The 18996-nt window shown below is 59.4% G+C and carries 16 protein-coding genes; 7 read left to right on the forward strand and 9 right to left on the reverse strand.

Annotation, left to right across the window (positions count from 1 at the left end; translation table 11 throughout):
- From GIV35_RS09715 to GIV35_RS09730, 4 genes are all read left to right on the forward strand, one after another.
- The coding region (locus GIV35_RS09715; protein WP_236265565.1) for a hypothetical protein at positions 1-890 on the forward strand (890 nt) is incomplete at its 5' end.
- Positions 890-1345, forward strand: coding sequence for a hypothetical protein (locus GIV35_RS09720; protein ID WP_236265566.1), 456 nt, complete (start codon positions 890-892; stop codon positions 1343-1345). The genes GIV35_RS09715 and GIV35_RS09720, both read left to right, overlap by 1 nt.
- A gap of 9 nt (positions 1346-1354) precedes the next feature.
- Positions 1355-1804, forward strand: a complete 450-nt coding sequence (locus GIV35_RS09725) for a DUF7832 domain-containing protein (RefSeq protein WP_223024411.1) — start codon at positions 1355-1357, stop codon at positions 1802-1804.
- A gap of 214 nt (positions 1805-2018) precedes the next feature.
- Positions 2019-4166: a DUF6531 domain-containing protein gene (locus GIV35_RS09730; RefSeq protein WP_233475374.1), complete on the forward strand. Its 2148-nt coding sequence runs from the start codon at positions 2019-2021 to the stop codon at positions 4164-4166.
- Between the two features lie 654 nt (positions 4167-4820).
- Here GIV35_RS09730 and GIV35_RS09735 read toward each other — a convergent pair.
- Genes GIV35_RS09735 through GIV35_RS09750 form a run of 4 tightly spaced genes read right to left on the reverse strand, consistent with a single transcriptional unit; the run spans position 4821 to position 11133 of the window.
- Entirely contained in the window at positions 4821-6185 is a 1365-nt protein-coding gene (locus tag GIV35_RS09735) for a heavy metal sensor histidine kinase (RefSeq protein WP_223024415.1), read from the reverse strand.
- The gene (locus tag GIV35_RS09740) at positions 6175-6867 is read right to left on the reverse strand and encodes a heavy metal response regulator transcription factor (RefSeq protein WP_014716981.1); all 693 of its coding nucleotides are present in this window, start codon (positions 6865-6867) and stop codon (positions 6175-6177) included. The genes GIV35_RS09735 and GIV35_RS09740 overlap by 11 nt, the downstream gene beginning before the upstream one ends.
- 7 nt (positions 6868-6874) lie before the next feature.
- Complete coding sequence (locus GIV35_RS09745; protein WP_236485898.1) at positions 6875-9970, reverse strand: multidrug efflux RND transporter permease subunit; 3096 nt, start codon at positions 9968-9970, stop codon at positions 6875-6877.
- Entirely contained in the window at positions 9967-11133 is a 1167-nt protein-coding gene (locus tag GIV35_RS09750) for an efflux RND transporter periplasmic adaptor subunit (protein ID WP_105225808.1), read from the reverse strand. The genes GIV35_RS09745 and GIV35_RS09750 overlap by 4 nt, the downstream gene beginning before the upstream one ends.
- Before the next feature lie 214 nt (positions 11134-11347).
- On the opposite strand from GIV35_RS09750, the gene GIV35_RS09755 reads away from it, so the two are divergent.
- Together GIV35_RS09755 and GIV35_RS09760 are read left to right on the forward strand one after the other, a co-directional pair.
- The gene (locus GIV35_RS09755) at positions 11348-11581 is read left to right on the forward strand and encodes a hypothetical protein (protein ID WP_105225809.1); all 234 of its coding nucleotides are present in this window, start codon (positions 11348-11350) and stop codon (positions 11579-11581) included.
- Positions 11582-11743: 162 nt separating this feature from the next.
- A complete protein-coding gene (locus tag GIV35_RS09760) occupies positions 11744-12526 on the forward strand; it encodes a transporter substrate-binding domain-containing protein (protein ID WP_236265772.1) in 783 nt (260 codons plus the stop codon).
- A gap of 261 nt (positions 12527-12787) precedes the next feature.
- Here GIV35_RS09760 and GIV35_RS09765 read toward each other — a convergent pair whose 3' ends face one another.
- From GIV35_RS09765 to GIV35_RS09785, 5 genes are all read right to left on the reverse strand, one after another.
- On the reverse strand, positions 12788-13531 hold the full coding sequence (locus GIV35_RS09765) for a YkgJ family cysteine cluster protein (RefSeq protein ID WP_236265773.1): 744 nt from the start codon (positions 13529-13531) through the stop codon (positions 12788-12790).
- A gap of 108 nt (positions 13532-13639) precedes the next feature.
- A complete protein-coding gene (locus tag GIV35_RS09770; RefSeq protein ID WP_060763541.1) occupies positions 13640-14122 on the reverse strand; it encodes a GNAT family N-acetyltransferase in 483 nt (160 codons plus the stop codon).
- A gap of 3 nt (positions 14123-14125) precedes the next feature.
- A complete protein-coding gene (locus tag GIV35_RS09775) occupies positions 14126-15028 on the reverse strand; it encodes a chemotaxis protein CheV (RefSeq protein ID WP_014716988.1) in 903 nt (300 codons plus the stop codon).
- A gap of 196 nt (positions 15029-15224) precedes the next feature.
- Positions 15225-16199: a 2-hydroxyacid dehydrogenase gene (locus GIV35_RS09780; protein WP_105225812.1), complete on the reverse strand. Its 975-nt coding sequence runs from the start codon at positions 16197-16199 to the stop codon at positions 15225-15227.
- A 144-nt stretch (positions 16200-16343) separates the two neighbouring features.
- On the reverse strand, positions 16344-17303 hold the full coding sequence (locus GIV35_RS09785) for a LysR family transcriptional regulator (RefSeq protein ID WP_034126355.1): 960 nt from the start codon (positions 17301-17303) through the stop codon (positions 16344-16346).
- Positions 17304-17484: 181 nt separating this feature from the next.
- On the opposite strand from GIV35_RS09785, the gene GIV35_RS09790 reads away from it, so the two are divergent.
- Complete coding sequence (locus GIV35_RS09790) at positions 17485-18996, forward strand: efflux transporter outer membrane subunit (RefSeq protein ID WP_236304275.1); 1512 nt, start codon at positions 17485-17487, stop codon at positions 18994-18996.

Consider the following 18996-nt stretch of genomic DNA (forward strand, 5'->3'; position numbering starts at 1 on the left):
CGGATCCGCAGGGTAAGCCCTACCATGAATCTCGCACCTTCAACGAGCAGGAATACGAGCAACTGCGCAAGCATTTCATGACCCGTGAATTGGCGACTCTGCCGCCGTTCAGTTCGTTCAAGAGTGGCAACACTATTGGGCGGGTGGTGGGTGAGACGGTGCCGGCTCAGGTGTCGGCCAGCGAGGCCAATCCGCCGATTGAGGCTGAAACGGAAGAAGAAGGCATCACCGGCGAACAGATCCTGGATGGCATCCAACTGGGGCTGGATATCGTTGGACTGGTGCCGGTCTTCGGGGAGATCGCCGACATTGGCAATGCGGGACTCAGCGCCGTTCGAGGCGACTATGTAGGGGCTGGGCTATCATTGCTCTCAGCGATTCCGTTTGTCGGCTATGTAGGGACTGCTGGAAAGGCATCGCGATACGGTGCCAAGATGGTCACAAGCTCTGGTAAGAAGACTGGAGGTAAGACAAAAGGTAAAAAGAAGATAGATCCTTGTGCTGCACTCCAGGATGGCGTTCCTGGCGATAACTATCGAGGAGGTAAGCATGGAAAGATAAAACAAGGCGGAAACTCTTACTCACCGCGCAGAGAGTCCCACCATATGCCCGCAGATTCTGCATACTCAAAAATCAATGGAAGGGCAGTAAGTTCGGACGCAAAACCCTCCATACAACTCGATGTAAATGATCATCACGCCACAGCTAGTTGGGGTAGTAAAGGAAAGCAGTACAGCAAAATACAGGAAAAACTTATACAAGGAGGAAAGGCAGGATACCGAGCAGCAATGATGATGGACATCGAAGACATACGATCAAAATTCGGAGACAAATATGACTCAGCAATTGCTCAAATGCTCGCATGGGCCAAGTGCAAGGAGTACATATAATGAAAGACAAAGCTCAATGGATCATTGAAATGTCAGAGGTCTTAAACGGACCTCGAAATAGAACAGCCGAGGAAACATTTCATAAACTCATATATAAAACGCCGCAAAATGCCGATAGCGAAATAGTTGACATTATAATGACGAGCTTCCTAAGTCCCTTTGAGTCATCAGTAATGCAGGCTTGCATAACTATTCTAAGCGGGGTTGATTTCGAAAAATACTACAAATCCTATTTCAAAGTATTCCCTCAGCTTCTACGCAAAGACCCCAATAATGCCCTATGCCTGTTAAACTATCCAGGCTTTGAATTGAAGCACCGTCACATCAAGAAAATAGGAAAAATGATAAAAGACATCGACCCTTCCGGATCCCTTAAATCAGAGGTAGACTATCAAATAAGCTATTGGAACTTAAAAAACGATGAACCCTGGTCAAGCCTTTATCATTTCGCATAGGTAAATATAATGGATGACATACTAAAGCAATTCCTCATCGAAGCAAAAAAAGAACTTGAAGTACAGCCATTTGACTTTTTTCCATTGACAAGTGCAACGACTGAGAGTAGCGGAATCTTGCCATTTTTTTATTTAAAATGGGCATCCGCTCAACACATGCTCTTAAAAAATGATGATATCTCAAAAGTCACAGCTAGTAAAAATGCGCTTACTTCAAAATTGATTAGCATCCGAGAAATTCTCGGCGAACAGCTACTTCCAGCACACTTCAATTTCAAAGGCAGCGCATTTACGCAAAAATACTATCGTCCCGGCTGGACATATTTTTACCTAACCGATTTTAGCAACACATTCCCCGAGCATGATGATTTAGACTGCGTTACCGATACAGAAATCAACTATAAAAGAATAAGTATCATATTAGAGGACCGCTTTTTAAAATGGCAATCAAAGAGTTAGCCCCTCAGCTTTTGTTCTGAACAATAATACCCTACACCAGCTCACGACGACTCTGATCCAATATGTTTGCTGCGAGCACATCTCAAAGCGGCTCGCAAAATACCAACATCAACGGAAAGCCTGCGGCTCGGGCCGCAGGGCGCAGCTCCTCTTTAGCGGCGCGGACGCTGCCAAAGAGGAGTCAGAAACGTCATTCCTGGACAATGTAGGCGCAATGGCGATCTACGACATCTTCAACCCGCCGGTCACCACGCCAGCAGCCCCGGGAACACAACCGGCAGACCAAGATGAGATCACTTGCGAACGCCATCCGCCCATGCCGATTGGCTACATCGCGCAGGGGGCCAGCAAGGTCTTCATCAACGGGCAGCCTGCCGCCCGAGCCGGCGACAAGACCACGTGCGATGCAACCATCGACAGCGATGCCAATGTGTCTCCCAACGTGCGCATAGGTGGCGAGCCACTGACCGTGCGGGATATTCGCAATGGCAAAAGCAAAATTGCGCAATTCACCGGCATGGTGGCCGGCATGTTGATCTCACGCAAAATCAAGCTTCGGCCGCGACCGAAGGGCAGCCCCAAACCGCAGCCACGCATCCGTCCGTGCAAAGGCAGCCCGGTGATTGTTTCAACCGGAAGCAAAGTGCTGGGAGGACCGGAGGATCACGACTTCACCTTGCCGGGGTTGCTTCCCATTGAATGGGCCAGAGTTTATGACAGCAATGACCTGCGCAGCGACGGCCTGTTCGGCATGGGCTGGAGCGTGTCCTACGAAGTGGAAATCCTGCGCGTGCCCCACCCCGAGGGCGGCGAGTTGTGGATCTATGTCGATGACGAAGGCACCCGCCTGGAGCTGGGTCGGCTAAAGGCGAACGATGCCTTTGTCAGCGTTCTCGATGGGTTAGCGTTCTTTCAACTTGAAGACGGGCAGACCGTGGTCGAGGACATCTACACCGGTCTCTACCAAGTCTTCCAGACTGACCCGCACAACCCGAAACGCTCACGCCTGATCAAGCTGGGTGATCGCAACCTGAATACGGTAGGGCTTCTCTACGATCAGACAGGTCGGCTGCACTACGTGTGCGACGGTTTGAGCCGAACCACCATCCGACTGAGCTATGACACGCAGCACCCGAAACGGGTCAGCCAAGTGGAACGGCTCTATATCAGGCTTGGCGATGATCCGCAGATCGAACACACCGAAATACTCGCCAGCTATTGCTACAACCCAGCCGGCCAGTTACAGGAAGTGCTCGATGCCACCGGCCAAGTTCTGCGTCGGTTCACCTACACCGGGCTGGGGTTCCTCAATAGCCATACCCTGCCCAGCGGCGCGACTTTGCAGTATCAATGGCAACGCTTTGAAGTTCCCGCACAACGTCCTCAATCAGTACGCCCAGATGGCAGCCTCTGCAACTTCCCTCCGCTGCTAGAGCCTCAGCCTGACCATGAGTGGCGAGTCATTCGCCATTGGGGCAGTGATGGTGAAGACTACCGCTTTGAGTACGACCTGGAAAAAGGCGAAACCCGCGTCACCGACAGCCTCGGTCGCCAGGACCATTACTACTGGGGGCCCCTCTATGAGATCTACAAACACATTGATCCCATGGGTCATTGTTGGCAGGAAGACGTGCTTGGCAGCCAACTGCTCAAGAGCATCGACCCGCAGGGCGGCGAGTGGCAATACGGCTACGACGAACTCGGCCGCCTGATCGAAACCCGCGACCCACTGGGTCGCTGCGAACGGACCCGCTACACCCGCCACTGGGCGTTGCCACTGAGCATCACCGATGGCGCCGGGCGCACCCAGCGCTTCGGCTACGACGGCCAGGGTAATCTGCTGTGGGAGCAAGATCCCCTCGGTCGAAAAACCCAATACCGGTATAACGCGCAGGGCCAGGTCGAATGCATCACCGACCCTTTAGACAAGCACAAATACCTGCGCTGGAATGTACATGGGCAACTGCTCACCTACCGCGATTGCTCAAACAACGAGACCCACTATCGCTATGATCGGCGTGGTCTGCTCCGCGAAACCATCAATGCCCGTGGAGAGCATACGCACTATCGCTATGACGCCCGCGGCTACCTGATCGAAAGGCAGCGCCCCGATGGCCGTATTGATCGCTATGACATCGACTTCGCCGGCCAGTTGACCGCCTATACCGACCCGGCCCAGCGCATCACCCGCCTGCGTTACGACCGCATTGGTCGTCTGATCCAGCGGGTTGACGCCCTCGGCCACAGCGTCGAATTTGGCTACGACGCCTATGGTCGCCTGCTGCACTTGAGCAATGAAAACCACGAACGCTACTGCTTCGAGTGGGATGCACCCCAATGCTCAGCACTCCAATATTCATAAATTTGGCTGGAATCAACAATGGAAAAATTGCTTCACCGAAAACCCAGACTTTAAGAAGTTCGATCTACAAAAAATATAAAAAACATGGTGAGGCAATACAATATCCCTAAATCATCAAGCGCCTTCTCCAAAAAATATGGATGCAAATGAAATCAATATGAAAACCGAACTCGAATTTCAGAAGGCGCTTTTGTTACTAGACCGTTGAGACTTGGAGAGGGGCCGCCAAAATCTGGAAGATGTCATCTCCCAGGCAAACGATACCAATGACACAGTGACACTAATTTAATCATTGGTATGCCTTGGTGAGTTACTAATTGAGCTGGGTTCACCTGAAGAGGCGATCCGCACTTTAAATAGAGCGCTAACGTTCCAGAATGACGATGAAGCGTTAACTTATGAGTTTGATCGAGCGACCGAGCTACTGCCCGGAGTTTCCAAAAAGCCATGATAAAATCACTCACAGACCACCTCAAACCTTGACCCTGCCGATCTGCGCCAACTCAACAATCTGATGAGCTACGGCAGCGGCCACCCGCATCAGCTCAAACTCAACGGCCGGGTGACCAGCGATTTCGAGCGCGGCGCATTGCACGACGAAGTGCTGAGCACTCGCACGAGCTAGAGCAAAGGTAAACTGTTCAGCGAACGCAGTTAGACCGGCAGGGTGATACCAAACGTATTGCCACCGCTCTCACTGCGCACAAACACATCCCCCCCATGCATCAACGCAATCGCCTTGACGATGGCCAGCCCCAATCCGTGATTGGCGCCGCTGTTGCTGCGCGATGCATCCACGCGGTAGAAACGTTCAAACAGGCGTGGCAAGTGTTCGCTGGCAATCGCGTCGCCGGGGTTGGTCACGCCAATCGCCACCTGGTGTGCCTGCACTTCAATGTGCACGTCGATAACGTGCCCCGGCGCGGTGTGTTGCACGGCATTGCTCAGCAGGTTGATCAGTGCGCGGCGCAGGTGGGCCTTTTCGATCTGTACCACGGCATCGCCGTGCACGCGCACTTCGACCTGGGCGTCTTCGAGGATGAAGTCCAGGTAGTCGAGGGTGGTGGCCACTTCATCGGCCAGGGCGCTTTCGATCAGCTTGGTGGCCTTGCTGCCCTGGTCGGCGCTGGCGAGGAACAGCATGTCATTGATGATCGAGCGCAGCCGTTCCAGCTCTTCCAGGTTCGATTGCAGCACCTCGAAATATTGCTCTGCCGAACGGCCGCGAGTGAGGGCCACCTGGGTCTGGCCGATCAGGTTGGTGAGCGGCGAACGCAGTTCATGGGCGACGTCGGCGTTGAACGATTCCAGGCGCGAATACGCCTGCTCGACACGGTCGAGGGTGGCGTTGAACGAATTGACGAACTGGCTCAATTCCGGCGGCAGCGGCGACAGGTGCAGGCGCCCGGAGAGTTTCGGCGGCGCAAGCTTTTGCGCCTCATCCGAGAGTTTGCCCAGGGGCTTGAGGCCGATACGCGCGACCCAGAGCCCCAACAGTGCCGCCAGTGTTACACCCACCAGCGCGAGGCTGATCAACGCCACCAGCAAGTGATGCTGGGTGGCACGGAAGTTTTCCGTGTCGATGGCAATCATGAAGCGCAGCGCCGGGCGCTGGTCCTTGGCTGAAAACTGGCTGACCAGCACCTTGAAGGGATAATCGTGATCCGGTAGACGCAGGTCGCGCTTACCCGTGGCGCCCTCGGCAAAGGCACGAATCTGCGCATCCGGCTCACCGTATTCGTAGCTCGGGTCGCTGCTGACCACCCAGAAACGGATGCGCTTGTCTTCTTCCCCCAACAGCTTGAGCTTGGACCTGATCTTGGCCCAATGCTCCGGCGTGCCGAAGCGATTGATCGACGACTCCAGCACGCTGTAGCGCGCATCCAGCTCGGCACCTGGCAACAACCCCAGGCCACGGTCGACCTGCTGGTACAGCGCGCCGCCGATCAACAGAAAGATCAGCAGCGCCACCAGGGTGAACATGCCACTCAGGCGCAGGGCGATGGAATTAGCGACCACTGTGGTTTTCCTGCATGCGGTTCTCCAGCACATAGCCCATGCCACGAATGGTGTGCAGCAGCTTGTGTTCGAACGGCCCGTCGAGCTTGGCGCGCAGGCGCTTGATCGCCACTTCCACCACGTTGGCGTCGCTGTCGAAATTGATGTCCCAGACCATCTCGGCAATCGCAGTCTTGGACAGGATCTCGCCCTGGCGCCGCGCCAATACGCTGAGCAGCGAGAACTCCTTGGCGGTCAGGTCCAGGCGTACACCGTTGCGGCTGGCCTTGCGGCTGATCAGGTCGATCCACAGGTCTGCGACGGTGACCTGCACCGGTTCATGGCCGCCGCTGCGGCGGGTCAGGGCTTGCAGGCGGGCCACCAGTTCCAGGAACGAAAAGGGCTTGCCCAGATAATCGTCGGCGCCTTCGCGCAGGCCGCGGATGCGGTCTTCCACGCGCTCGCGAGCGGTGAGCATGATCACCGGCGTCTGCTTGCGGGCGCGTAAGGCGCGCAACACACCGAAGCCATCCAGGCCGGGCAGCATCACGTCGAGCACGATCACGGCGTAATCGTTTTCCAGCGCCAGGTGCAGGCCCTCGATGCCTTCTCGGGCCACGTCGACGGTATAGCCTTGCTCGGTCAGGCCGCGGTGCAGGTAGTCCGCGGTTTTTTCTTCATCTTCAATAATCAGGACGCGCATGACCGCCTCAGTGTGTGGTCGCCAGCGCAAGCGCTGGTTTGGGCCTGTGGAAAAGCCGTTCGAGGTACAAGTATATGACCGGAGTGGTGAACAGCGTCAGCGCCTGGCTCACCAGCAAGCCACCGACCACCGCGATGCCCAGCGGCTGGCGCAGTTCCGCCCCAGGGCCTGCGCCGAGCATCAACGGCACCGCACCGAGCAACGCAGCAAGGGTGGTCATGATGATCGGCCGGAACCGCGTGACGCAGGCTTCATAAATCGCATCTTCGGGTGACAGCCCGCGTACCCGCTGCGCCTCCAGGGCGAAGTCGATCATCAAGATACCGTTTTTTTTCACGATGCCGATCAGCAGCACCAGGCCGATCAAGGCCATGATCGAAAAGTCCTGGCCCAGCAGCCACAGCATGATCAGCGCACCGAGGCCCGCCGAGGGCAGGGTGGAAATGATCGTCAGCGGGTGCACAAAACTCTCATACAGCACACCCAGGATAATGTAGACCGCTACCAGCGCCGCGAGGATCAGCCAGGGTTGGCTGGCCAGCGAGCTCTGGAACGCCTGGGCCGCACCCTGGAAGTTGCCGATGATTGTGCTCGGCATCCCGATTTCGTTTTTGGCCTGGTCGAGCATGATCACTGCGTCGCCCAGCGCCACGCCGGGCGCGAGATTGAATGACAGGTTGGCGGCGGGGAACATGCCGTCATGGCTGATGGACAACGGCCCGACTGTGGGCGGGTCGACTTTGGCCAAGGCCGACAGCGGCACCATTTCATTGGTCAATGGCGAGCGCAGGTAAAAATAGTCGAGGCTTTCGGCCTTGCCGCGCTGTTGGCTGTCCAGTTCAAGTATCACTTGATACTGGTTGATCTCGGTCTGGAACTCGTTGATCTGGCGCTGGCCGAAGGCGTCGTACAACGCTTGGTCGACATCGGTGGCGGTCAGCCCGAAGCGCGCGGCGGCCTGGCGGTCGATGCTGATATGGGTGATGCTGCCGCCCAGTTGCAGGTCGTTGGACAGGTCGCGAAACGCCGGGTTGGCGCGCAGTTTTTCGGTGAGGCGTTGGGTCCAGATGTTCAGCGTCGGGCCGTCGTTGCTCTTGAGCACGTATTGGTACTGGGCGCGGCTGGGGCCGGAGCTCAGGTTGATGTCCTGGCCGGCGCGCAGGTACAGCACGATGCCCGGCACCTTCGCCAGCTGCGGGCGGATGCGGTCGATGAACTGGCTGGCGGACACATCGCGCTCACTGCGGTCTTTCAAGGCGATCCAGAAGCGGCCGTTGGCGATGGTCTGGTTGCTGCCGGTAACGCCCACTGAATGGGAAAACGCCTGCACCGCCGGGTCGGCCTTGACGATCTCGGCCAGGGCCTTGTGCTTGGCGACCATGTCCTTGTACGACACATCGGCCGCCGCTTCGCTGGTGCCGAGCACGAAACCGGTGTCCTGCACCGGGAAGAATCCCTTGGGAATGAACACATAGCCGACCACCGCCAGGGCCAGGGTTACCACGAAGGTCGCGGCCATGCTGCGTTGGTGCGCCAGGGCACGGCGCAGGTTGCGCGCATAGCCGGCCAGCAGGCGTTCGCTGAAGCTGGGTTTGGCGTGGGCAGGGTGGGTAGGGGCACGCATGAACAAGGCGGCCAGCGTCGGTGCCAATGTCAGCGAAACCACCACTGAAATCAGAATGGTCGCGGTGGCCGTCAACGCAAACTCCTTGAACAACCGACCGACCACCCCGCCCATGAACAGCAGCGGAATAAACGCCGCCACCAGCGAGAAGCTGATGGACACCACGGTAAAGCCAATTTCACCCGAGCCCTTGATCGCTGCTTCGCGCTTGCCCAGGCCAGCCTCCAGGTGCCGATGGATGTTCTCCACCACCACAATCGCATCGTCCACCACAAAGCCCACGGCGATCACGATGGCCACCAGGGTCAGGTTGTTCAGGCTGAACCCCATCACATACATCAGGGCGAAACTGGCCACCAGCGAGACACCCAGCACCGCAGACACAATCAGCGTCGCCGACAGTTGACGCAGGAACAACGCCATCACCGCCACCACCAGCAGGATGGCGATCAGCAGGGTCATTTCCACTTCATGCAGTGAGGCGCGGATAGTCTTGGTGCGATCGGTCAACACGCTGACCTGCACCGAGGCCGGCAACATGCCTTGCAGGCGCGGCATCTCGGCTTGAATGCGGTCGACGGTGTCGACGATGTTGGCGCCGGGCTGGCGCGAAATCACCAGGTTCACCCCAGGCGTATCGCCGGACCAGGCTTGTACGTAGGCGTTTTCCGAGCCGTTGACGACGTTGGCGATATCGCGCAGTTGAACTGGCGCACCGTTCTTGTAGGAAACGATCAGTTGGCCGTATTCCTCAGGGTGAAACAGCTGGTCGTTGGTCGACAGGGTGGACACGCTGTTTTCGCCATAGATCGCGCCCTTGGCCAGGTTGAGGCTCGACTGCTGGATGACCAGGCGTATATCGGCGAGCGTCAGGCCGATGGCCGCGAGCTTGTCTGGGGACGCCTGCACGCGAATCGCCGGGCGTTGCTGGCCGGTGATGTTGATCTGGCCGACGCCGTCGATCTGGCTGATCTGGCGCGCCAGCAGGGTTTCCACGTAGTCGCTCAGCTCAGTGCTGGGCATGCTGCTGGAGCTGACGCTGAGGATCAACACCGGGCTGTCTGCCGGGTTGACCTTCCTCCAGGTAGGCAAGCTCGGCATGTCGCTGGGCAGCTTGCCGGATGCGGTGTTGATCGCGGCCTGGACTTCCTGGGCGGCGGTGTCGATGCTTTTTTCCAGGGTGAACTGCAGGGTCAAGAGGCTGGAGCCCAAGGCGCTGCTGGAGGTCATCTGGGTCATGCCGGGGATGGCGCTGAACTGCACCTCCAGGGGCGTGGCCACCGATGAGGCCATGGTGTCCGGGCTGGCGCCGGGCAGTTGCGCGGTGACCTGTATCGTCGGGAATTCCGCTTCCGGCAGTGGCGCGACGGCCAGGTTCGGGAAGGCAATAATCCCCAGCAACACCAATGCGAAGGTCAACAGCAGGGTGGCGACCGGGTGATCAACGCACCAGGCCGAGGGCGACCGGCTTGCGTTCATGGCTGCACCTGGGCGTCGGCGGTGTGGATCACTTGCGGCGGCTCCTTGAGCACCTCCACCTGCGCACCGGCCTTGAGCCGAGATTGCCCATCGCTGACCAGCACATCGCCGGCCTGCACGCCTTTGATGATATTGATGTCGCTGTTCTGGTAAGCGACCTGCACCGGCACCACCTCGACTTTTTCAGCGCTTACGCGGTACACGAAATGTGAGTCCAGCCCACGCTGCACCACGGTCGGCGGTACCACCAGGGCGTTCTTGTCGAGGGCCGTCTGGATTTTGATGGTCACCAGTTGTCCCGGCCATAGCTTATGAGCCGGGTTGCTGAACTCGGCCTTGGCCCGCAGGGTGCCGGTGGTGGAACTGATTTGGTTGTCGATCAGGCTCAGGTGGCCTTCGCCCAGCAGATCGCCGGTCTGGCCATCGGTGTCGGCGCCCAGGTAGGCGTCGACGGTGGCCCGGGTGGGGGCGGCGATCAGGCCCTGCAAGGTTGGCAGCATCTGCTGTGGCAGCGAGAACTCAACGGCAATCGGGTCGAGTTGGGTGACGGTAAACAGCCCCTGGGTGTCGCTCATGCGCAGGAAGTTGCCTTCGTCCACATTGCGGATCCCCACGCGGCCGCTGACCGGGGAGCGAATCTGGGTATAGGAAAGTTGTACTTGAGCCGCATCAATGGCCGCCTGATTGCCCTGCACCGTGGCCTTGAGCTGGTTGACCAGTGCCTGTTGCTGGTCATAGGTCTGTTTCGACACACCGTCGTCGATGCTCAGCGCCTTGTAACGCTTGAGATTGACCAACGCCACTTGCAACTGTGCCTGGCTTTCACCCAATTGCGCCTTGGCCTGGTCGAGGCTGGCGCGGATCGAGCGGTCGTCGATGGTGGCCAGCAGATCGCCCGCTTTCACTGATTGGCCTTCCTTGACCAGCAGTTGTGTGAGGATGCCGTCGATTTGCGGGCGAATCACCACGCTGTGCAACGACAGCACTGAGCCTATGCCGCTGACAAACCTGGGAACGTCCTGTTGCGCGACGTTCACCACCCGTACCGGGATCGCCGTGGGCGCTGCCAGGCGGGGCTTGGCAGGCCGTGTTACTGCCCAGGCGGCCACCGCCAATACCAAGAGGATGCCCACCATCAGGGCCGTGTTTCGTTTTATCTGCATGGGAGGCGCCGGGGCGCAGTTGCACGTTTTAAGCTGCAAGCTGCCAGTTGAAGGTTGGGTAGCTGCTTTATAGCCCGGTAATGCGGTCAGCACGGTGACGCCAAACTGACAGCCGCGACAGCTAGCGCTTTTTACTTGTGGCTTGAAGCTTACCGCTCGCCGCTTTGCCCCCGTATACTGGCGCTTTTACACCTATAGCTGCGCCGGAGCCCTTATGACTTCCCCAACCCAACCCCCTGTCGACGCGGCTGACCCCGTCGATTCGGCCACCGCCGACGGCGTTGAAAAAGCCGAGATCCCGGCGTTCAAGTTCCCCTTCAAACCGGGTGAGCTGGCTGGCGCCAAGAATGCCAGCCAGCCCTGGTACAAAGGCGGCGCCAAGAACGGCCATACCAAGACGCCAGGCATGGCGCCTCCGGGCACTCGCCGCTCCATGGGTAAACGCTGAGATTAAAGCGTTGCGTGCGTTATAGGCAGTTGCCTACATCGCCCGTGGACATTTCTGCTTGTAGGTCTGCGACCGATTCTTGAAAGCTTGCACAGCGTTTGCTTCGTCCCGATGACGCTCATCGGGGCGTGGTGAGTCAGCTTTCCGGAAAAGGACATTCCCGTGGCCCTGATACACCTTTGTGCGGTGCTTGCCCTCTTGCTCTCGACAAGTGTCGTTGCCGCCGACGTTCAACCGCGGCGTGAAATCCGTTTCGCCGTCGCCGCGCATTTTCCGCCTTTTCAAAGCCGCAATTCTCAAGGGCAATTGGTGGGGCTGAACATCGAACTGGGCAATGCCCTGTGCGAGCAGCTCAACGTGCGCTGTACCTGGGTTGACCAGATCGTCATGGAAAATTTCCCCGCTCTTGAGGCCAGGCAGTTCGACGCGATCATGGGCATGGCGCCCACCTGCAGTCGACGGCGACGGGTGAGTTTCACCCGTGATCTCTACCCGATCACCACTCGGCTGGTGGCGCGTAAAACCTCGGGCCTGCGCCCTAATCGACGGTCGCTCAGGGGCAAGCGTGTCGGGGTGCTGGTGCGCAGTAATCGGGAAGCCTTTGCCCTGTCGCAGTGGGCGCCGGCAGGGGTAATCATCAGGAGTTTCTGGCTCAACGACCAACTGGTGCAGAGCCTGGTTTCGGGCGATATTGACGCGACCCTTCAAGGCGCCGTGGAGATCCGAGAGGCCCTGCTAGACACGCCCCAGGGCTTGGACTTCAATTTCATGGGGCCGTCTGTGTCGTCTGGTCTGCTGGGTAATAGCGTGGCGATTGCGGTGCGAAAAACCGATACCGCGTTGCGTAATGAGCTTAATCACGCGTTTGAGCAACTGATGCACAATGGCGAATACCAACGCATCCTCCAGCCCTATCGCCTCGATGTGTTGCCTGCCCATCCATGAGCGCTATTGTGTGAGTGCAACTCTGCTCCCGAGAGGCGCCTATCTACCTGACACTCCGAGCTCCAAATGTGGGAGCTGGCTTGCTGCGATGACGGCCTGACAGCCTGCGACTATCTAGCTGACGCCCCACAGTTGGATCGAGGGGCGTCAGGGAAATTTTCGTCGAATGGTAGGCCGTCGCGGGAGCAAGCTCCCTCGCCACAGGTCCAGCGTCGCGCTGAAGTTGAGTAGATACCTACGCCAAAATAAGGCCGTAGTAGCCTAAGCCGCCCTCAACGAGATAAACGCATAATTGGCCGGCACCTCAGTGGCAATGCGCGCCCCGGCATCCAGCACCTGTTCAGCGATGTCCATCCCGGACACATGAAACACCCATTCATTAGCCATTGCCGGCTGTTCAACCGCCTGCTCAATGGCCTGGGCAAACGCCTGCATGTCCGGCAGGTACGCGGTAAACCCGTCGCCCTTGAGTGCGGTCGTGCGAATGCCAAGCAACGCGCACACCGCTTCTTTGGTCTGCACGTCATCACGGTCGGCCTGGCGTGAACGGCGAATCAGTTCGGCCAGTTGCGCATCCATCAACTCACCACCGACGATCAGCGCAGGGCCTTGCTCCCAGGATTCCGGCGGGCAGTCCTTGGCGCTTGGGTTCAGTGGGATATGCGGGTTGATCTCCATCGGGTAGATGCGGCACACCAGCGGGCGCCGTTCGTAGATGCGGCAGCGGTTGTCTTCGTCAAGATTCCGGCAGCGTCCGGCGTTGTAGGCGGCAAAGGTAATTGCCACAAACGCCTCGGTATTGCCGCTGGGCACGACCACTGAGCGGCGGTCGGCATGTTCCCGTTGTTGCAGGGGCAGGCCCAGGCCGTTACCCAGAAAGCCCTCCACCAGAACGATGACGTTACCGCCGTCCGCCGCCCAACTGCGGGCTTCTTCGAGGGTCAGGGGCACATGATGGTCGCTGCAGCATTTACCGCAACCGACGCAGGAAAAGTGTGTATTCATGGCGGATCTGTCACCAGGCAAGGTCAGAGGGCACGCTTGAGGGGTGACGGGTTTTTACCTCTATCTACCGCTCAGGGGCTCTGGAAGCAAGTTATGCGCCAGTGAGGATCAGCCCTTGGATACGATGTCGCGCAGCACAAATCGCATGCCCGCACTTTCATACAGTTGCCGGGCGCGCAGGTTGCTCTCCAGCACCTTGAGGTCCACATAGGGTTCACCGCGCTGCTTGAATACCTGGAAACTGTGCAGCAGCAAGGCGCGGCCCAGTCCTTGGCCTTGGGCGCAGGGGTGTACGGCCAGGTTCTTGATAAAGGCGCTGGTCCAGCATTGGGCCACTGCGAGAACACCGTCGTGGTTACTGGCCACCAGGCACAGCGTCGGGTCGTACTCGGCATCGGTGACGAACTGCTGGCGCCACTCATCCAGGTGGCCGACACGGCCACCGCCCTGGTCCTGGGTCATGCGCAGCACGGCATGGATCGCCGGGGCCAGTTCATCGCGATAGTGATCCAGCCGGGTATCCGCTGGCCACTGCGGGGCGGGCAGGCTGCCGGTGAGGTCGCGACGCAGCAGTTGGTAATACTCGCCCAAGGCTTACAGGCCCTTTTGCGCCACGGTTTGTGCGGCGACGACCAGGCATTTGGTCAATTCTGGGGATGAGAATTTGGTGAGTACTGAGTCGGCACCAGCCAGGCGTGCTTTTTCGCTGTTCATCGCGCTGTCCAGGGAGGTGTGCAACAGCACGTAGAGATCCTTGAAATCCGGGGTTTCGCGCAGGGTGCGGGTGAGGGCGTAGCCGTCCATCTCAGACATCTCGATGTCCGACACCACCACGTTGATCTGTTCAACCGTGCCTTGCAGCTCCAGCAACACGTCGATGGCTTCCTTGGCGCTGCGGGCGGTGTGGCAGGTAAGGCCGAGGTTGCGCAGGGTGTGGACCGATTGCTGCAAAGCCACCTGGCTGTCGTCCACCACCAGGATGCGGGCGTTGCCCAGCACTTCGGCTTCTTCCATGGTCAGGTCGGTCGGCGCTGCTTCAATCGGTGCCGGGGCGATGCCATGGATGACTTTCTCGATATCCAGCACCTGCACCAGGCCACCTTCCACTTGGGTAACGCCGGTGATAAACGCCCGATTGCCGCCGGAGCCGTAGGGAGGCGGGCGGATATCGGTGGTCAGGCAATGCACGATCTTGCTCACCGCCTGCACGTGCAGGCCCTGTTTGGAACGGCTGACATCGGTGACGATCAGGCAGCCGCCATCCGGGTCTTGCAAGGGCATTTCACCCAGGGCGCGGCTCAAGTCGATCACCGACAACGAAGCGCCGCGCAAGGTGGCGATGCCTTTGACGTGCGGGTGGGACTCCGGCAGCTTGGTCAACGGCGGGCAGGGGATGATCTCACTGACTTTCAACAGGTTGATGGCCATCAGCTTGCCGCTGCGCAAGGTAAAGAGCAGAAGCGAGAGTGAGTCTGCGCGGGCTTTGGTGGTGGACATAAAAACCTTCTGTGGATCAGGGATGACGATCTATAGAGAGTTATCGACTTGGCTGGCCTGGGCTTTAACCGGATTTTTGTGTCGGGCACTGTTTATGTGGGAGCTGGCTTGCCTGCGATACCAATCTGTCAGTCAGCTATTGAGTGACAGATGTACCGCTATCGCAGGCAAGCCAGCTCCCACATAAAGTCCAGTATCAGCCCTTCCAGGCCTGTGGGTTCACCAGATCCTGCGGGCGTTGGCCCAGCAGGGCGCTGCGCAGGTTGTCCACGGCGCGGTTGGCCATGGCTTCGCGGGTTTCACCGGTGGCCGAACCAATATGCGGCAGGGTCACCGCATTGCTCAGCTGGAACAACGGCGATTCAGCCAGCGGTTCCTTTTCGTACACATCCAGCCCGGCACCACGAATACGCTGGGTTTGCAGGGCTTCGACCAGCGCAGGCTCATCCACCACTGGCCCACGGGAGATATTGATCAGGATCGCGCTGGACTTCATCAACCCCAGCTCCCGGGTGCTGATCAGGTGATGGGTCTTGTCGCTCAACGGCACCACCAGGCAGACGAAATCCGCCTCGGCCAGCAACTGCTCCAGGCTGCGAAACTGCGCGCCCAGTTCCTGCTCCAGCGCGGTCTTGCGGCTATTGCCGCTGTAAAGGATCGGCATATTGAAGCCCAGGCGCCCACGCCGGGCCACGGCCGCGCCGATATTGCCCATGCCGACGATGCCCAGGGTCTTGCCGTGCACATCGCAACCAAACAAAGGCGCGCCCACGCTGGCTTTCCATTGGCCGGCCTTGGTCCAGGCGTCCAACTCGGCCACGCGGCGGGCGCTGCTCATCAGCAACGCAAAGGCCAGGTCGGCAGTGCTCTCGGTGAGCACATCGGGGGTGTTGGTGAGCAGGATCCCGCGCTCGTTGAAGTACGGCACGTCGTAGTTGTCGTAGCCCACCGACACGCTGGACACCACCTCCAGCTTGCTCGCGCTTTCAAGCTGCTCGCGGCCCAGCTTGCGGCCCACGCCGATCAAGCCATGGGCATGGGGCAGGGCTTCGTTGAACTGTGCGTTGATGTCACCCAACTTGGGGGTGGGCACGATCACCTCGAAATTCTGTTGCAGGCGTTCGATCATCGGTGGGGTGATACGGCTGAAGGCCAGGACAGTCTTTTTCATGGCAGAACTCCACTCAACATGTGGGAGCTGGCTTGTCTGCGATGACGGTGTGTCAGCCACTGTTGTGTTGGCTGATCCACCGTCATCGCAGGCAAGCCAGCTCCCCCAATGAGTTTATAGGGGGTGGGAAGCAGCATTTCAAAATCAGTTCGCCATCCGCACACCACCGCTCAACTCATACGCCACCAACTCCGCCTGGTGCGCCGCGAGAATTTCCGGCAACGAACCGCGCAGGTATTCCACCCAGGTTTTGATCTTTGCATCCAGGTATTGGCGCGAGGGGTAGATGGCGTACAGGTTCAGCTCCTGGGAACGGTAGGTCGGCATCACCCGCACCAGTGTGCCGTTGCGCAGCCCTTCGATGGCGGCGTACACCGGCAGCAGGCCGACGCCCATGCCGCTGGTGATCGCGGTTTTCATCGCATCGGCCGAGTTCACCAGGAAGGGCGAGCTGTTGATCGCCACGCTTTCCTGGCCTTCAGGGCCGTTGAAGGTCCATTTGTCCAGCTGGACCACCGGGCTGACCAGGCGCAGGCACGCATGGTTGAGCAAGTCCTGGGGCCGCTGTGCGCAGCCCTTGGCCTTGACGTAGTCCGGCGAGGCGCAGGCGATGCTGTAGGTGATGCCCAGGCGCTGGGAAACGAAACCTGAGTCCGGCAGTTCGCTGGCCAGTACGATGGACACGTCGTAGCCCTCGTCTAGCAGGTCCGGCACGCGGTTGGCCAGGGTCAGGTCGAAGGTCACGTCGGGATGGGTGCGGCGATAGCGGGCAATGGCGTCAATAACGAAATGCTGGCCGATGCCGGTCATGGTGTGCACTTTCAACTGCCCGGCCGGGCGCGCATGGGCGTCACTGGCTTCGGCCTCGGCCTCCTCGACATAGGCGAGGATCTGCTCGCAGCGCAGCAAATAGCGTTTGCCGGCTTCGGTCAGCGCGATGCGCCGGGTGGTGCGGTTGAGCAAGCGGGTTTGCAGGTGGGCCTCAAGGTTGGAGACCGCGCGCGAGACGTTGGCCGTGGTGGTGTCCAGTTGCACGGCGGCGGCGGTGAAGCTGCCGGCTTCGGCCACACAACTGAAGGCGCGCATGTTTTGCAAAGTGTCCATGGAGTGTTCTCAAGGGAGATAGCAAATTGTGACAGAAAGTTACGCTTTCAGTGATCCCTACCAACGGATTATCGCCTGAACGGTAACAAAGATTCACAGGAATGCCAGCTTATCGTCCTCCATGGCGCCGCCTAGAATTGCGCCACCTCTCCCGCAACACCCTCTCAGGAATTCGCTTGCCGTGCCGCGTCGCATCAGCAGAGAGCTGAAGACTCTCAGTGTTTGGGCCTTAACGTCAGTCATCAGCGGTTGCATCGGAACCGGAGGAATCGCCCCGCAGGGCCAGGCGATCAACGCCAATAGCCTGGCCACCGACGCCGCGATCCAGAGCGCCGCCCGCGACGCCCACTGGCCCACCGCCCAATGGTGGCAGGCCTACGGCGACCCGCAGCTCAACCGTTGGGTCGAACTCGCCACCCGCAACAGCCCCAGCCTGGCCGTGGCCGCCGCCCGTGTACGGCAAGCCCGAGCGCTGGCCGGGGTGGCCGAGTCGGCCGAGTCGCTGCAGATCAACAGTGACACCACCCTCAAGCGCCACAACTGGCCGAAGGATCAGTTCTACGGTCCTGGCGAATTGAGCGGCGCCAACACCTGGGACAACAATTCGTCCCTGGGCCTGAGCTACGCCCTCGACCTCTGGGGCCTGGAAAGCAACACGACCGAACGTGCGGTCGACCTGGCGCACATGAGCGCCGCCGAAGCGCGCCTGGCCCAACTCGAACTGCAAAACAACGTGGTGCGCGCCTATATCCAGCTGTCGTTGCAGTACGCCAACCGTGACATCGCGGCCGCCACCCTGGCCCAGCAACAGCAGATCCTGGACCTGGCCAACAAACGCCTGGCCGCCGGGATCGGCACTCACTTTGACGTCAGCCAGGCCGAAACCCCGCTGCCGGAAACCCATCGCCAACTGGATGCCCTGGACGAGGAAATCGCCCTGAGCCGTAACCAACTGGCGGCGTTGGCCGGCAAAGGCCCGGGGGAGGGCGCGCAATTGCAGCGCCCGACCCTGGCCCTCGCCGCGCCGTTGAAATTGCCCTCCAGCCTGCCGGCGCAATTACTCGGCCAACGCCCGGATGTGGTTGCAAGCCGCTGGCAGGTAGCAGCCCAGGCACGGGGTATCGATGTGGCTCATGCAGGCTTCTATCCCAACGTCGACCTGGTCGGCAGCCTTGGCTACATGGCCACTGGGGGCGGCATGCTGGAATTCCTGGCCGGCAAGAAATTCAACTACAACGTCGGCCCGGCGATCACCTTGCCGATCTTCGACGGCGGCCGCCTGCGTGCGCAATTGGGTGAAGCCAGTGCCGGCTACGACATCGCGGTGGCCCAGTACAACCAGACCCTGGTCAATGCGCTCAAGGGCATCAGCGACCAGTTGATCCGCCGCGAGTCCATGGACAAACAGTCGGCCTTCGCCGCGCAGTCGGTGGCCTCGGCGCAGAAAACCTACGACATCGCCATGGTCGCCTATCAACGTGGCCTCACTGACTATCTCAACGTGCTCAACGCCCAAACCTTGTTGTTTCGCCAGCAGCAGATCGAACAACAGGTGCAGGCGGCACGCCTGAGCGCCCATGCCGAGCTGGTGACCGCCTTGGGCGGCGGCCTCGGTGCTGGCGACGATGTGCCCTCGGCTACCAAGACACTCCCAAGTAAGACTCCGGCGGCGCTCGCCGTGTTTGATCACTGA

This window comes from Pseudomonas sp. PA-1-6B (assembly GCF_021609545.1).
Classification (GTDB): domain Bacteria; phylum Pseudomonadota; class Gammaproteobacteria; order Pseudomonadales; family Pseudomonadaceae; genus Aquipseudomonas; species Aquipseudomonas fluorescens_BV.

Bases quoted from the DNA above. Each gene is read 5' to 3' on its own strand.
- GIV35_RS09720 (WP_236265566.1), top strand. From the start codon at position 890: ATGAAAGACAAAGCTCAATGGATCATTGAAATGTCAGAGGTCTTAAAC.
- GIV35_RS09725 (WP_223024411.1), top strand. From the start codon at position 1,355: ATGGATGACATACTAAAGCAATTCCTCATCGAAGCAAAAAAAGAACTT.
- GIV35_RS09730 (WP_233475374.1), top strand. From the start codon at position 2,019: ATGGCGATCTACGACATCTTCAACCCGCCGGTCACCACGCCAGCAGCC.
- GIV35_RS09740 (WP_014716981.1), bottom strand. From the start codon at position 6,867: ATGCGCGTCCTGATTATTGAAGATGAAGAAAAAACCGCGGACTACCTG.
- GIV35_RS09745 (WP_236485898.1), bottom strand. From the start codon at position 9,970: ATGAACGCAAGCCGGTCGCCCTCGGCCTGGTGCGTTGATCACCCGGTC.
- GIV35_RS09750 (WP_105225808.1), bottom strand. From the start codon at position 11,133: ATGCAGATAAAACGAAACACGGCCCTGATGGTGGGCATCCTCTTGGTA.
- GIV35_RS09755 (WP_105225809.1), top strand. From the start codon at position 11,348: ATGACTTCCCCAACCCAACCCCCTGTCGACGCGGCTGACCCCGTCGAT.
- GIV35_RS09765 (WP_236265773.1), bottom strand. From the start codon at position 13,531: ATGAATACACACTTTTCCTGCGTCGGTTGCGGTAAATGCTGCAGCGAC.
- GIV35_RS09775 (WP_014716988.1), bottom strand. From the start codon at position 15,028: ATGTCCACCACCAAAGCCCGCGCAGACTCACTCTCGCTTCTGCTCTTT.
- GIV35_RS09780 (WP_105225812.1), bottom strand. From the start codon at position 16,199: ATGAAAAAGACTGTCCTGGCCTTCAGCCGTATCACCCCACCGATGATC.
- GIV35_RS09785 (WP_034126355.1), bottom strand. From the start codon at position 17,303: ATGGACACTTTGCAAAACATGCGCGCCTTCAGTTGTGTGGCCGAAGCC.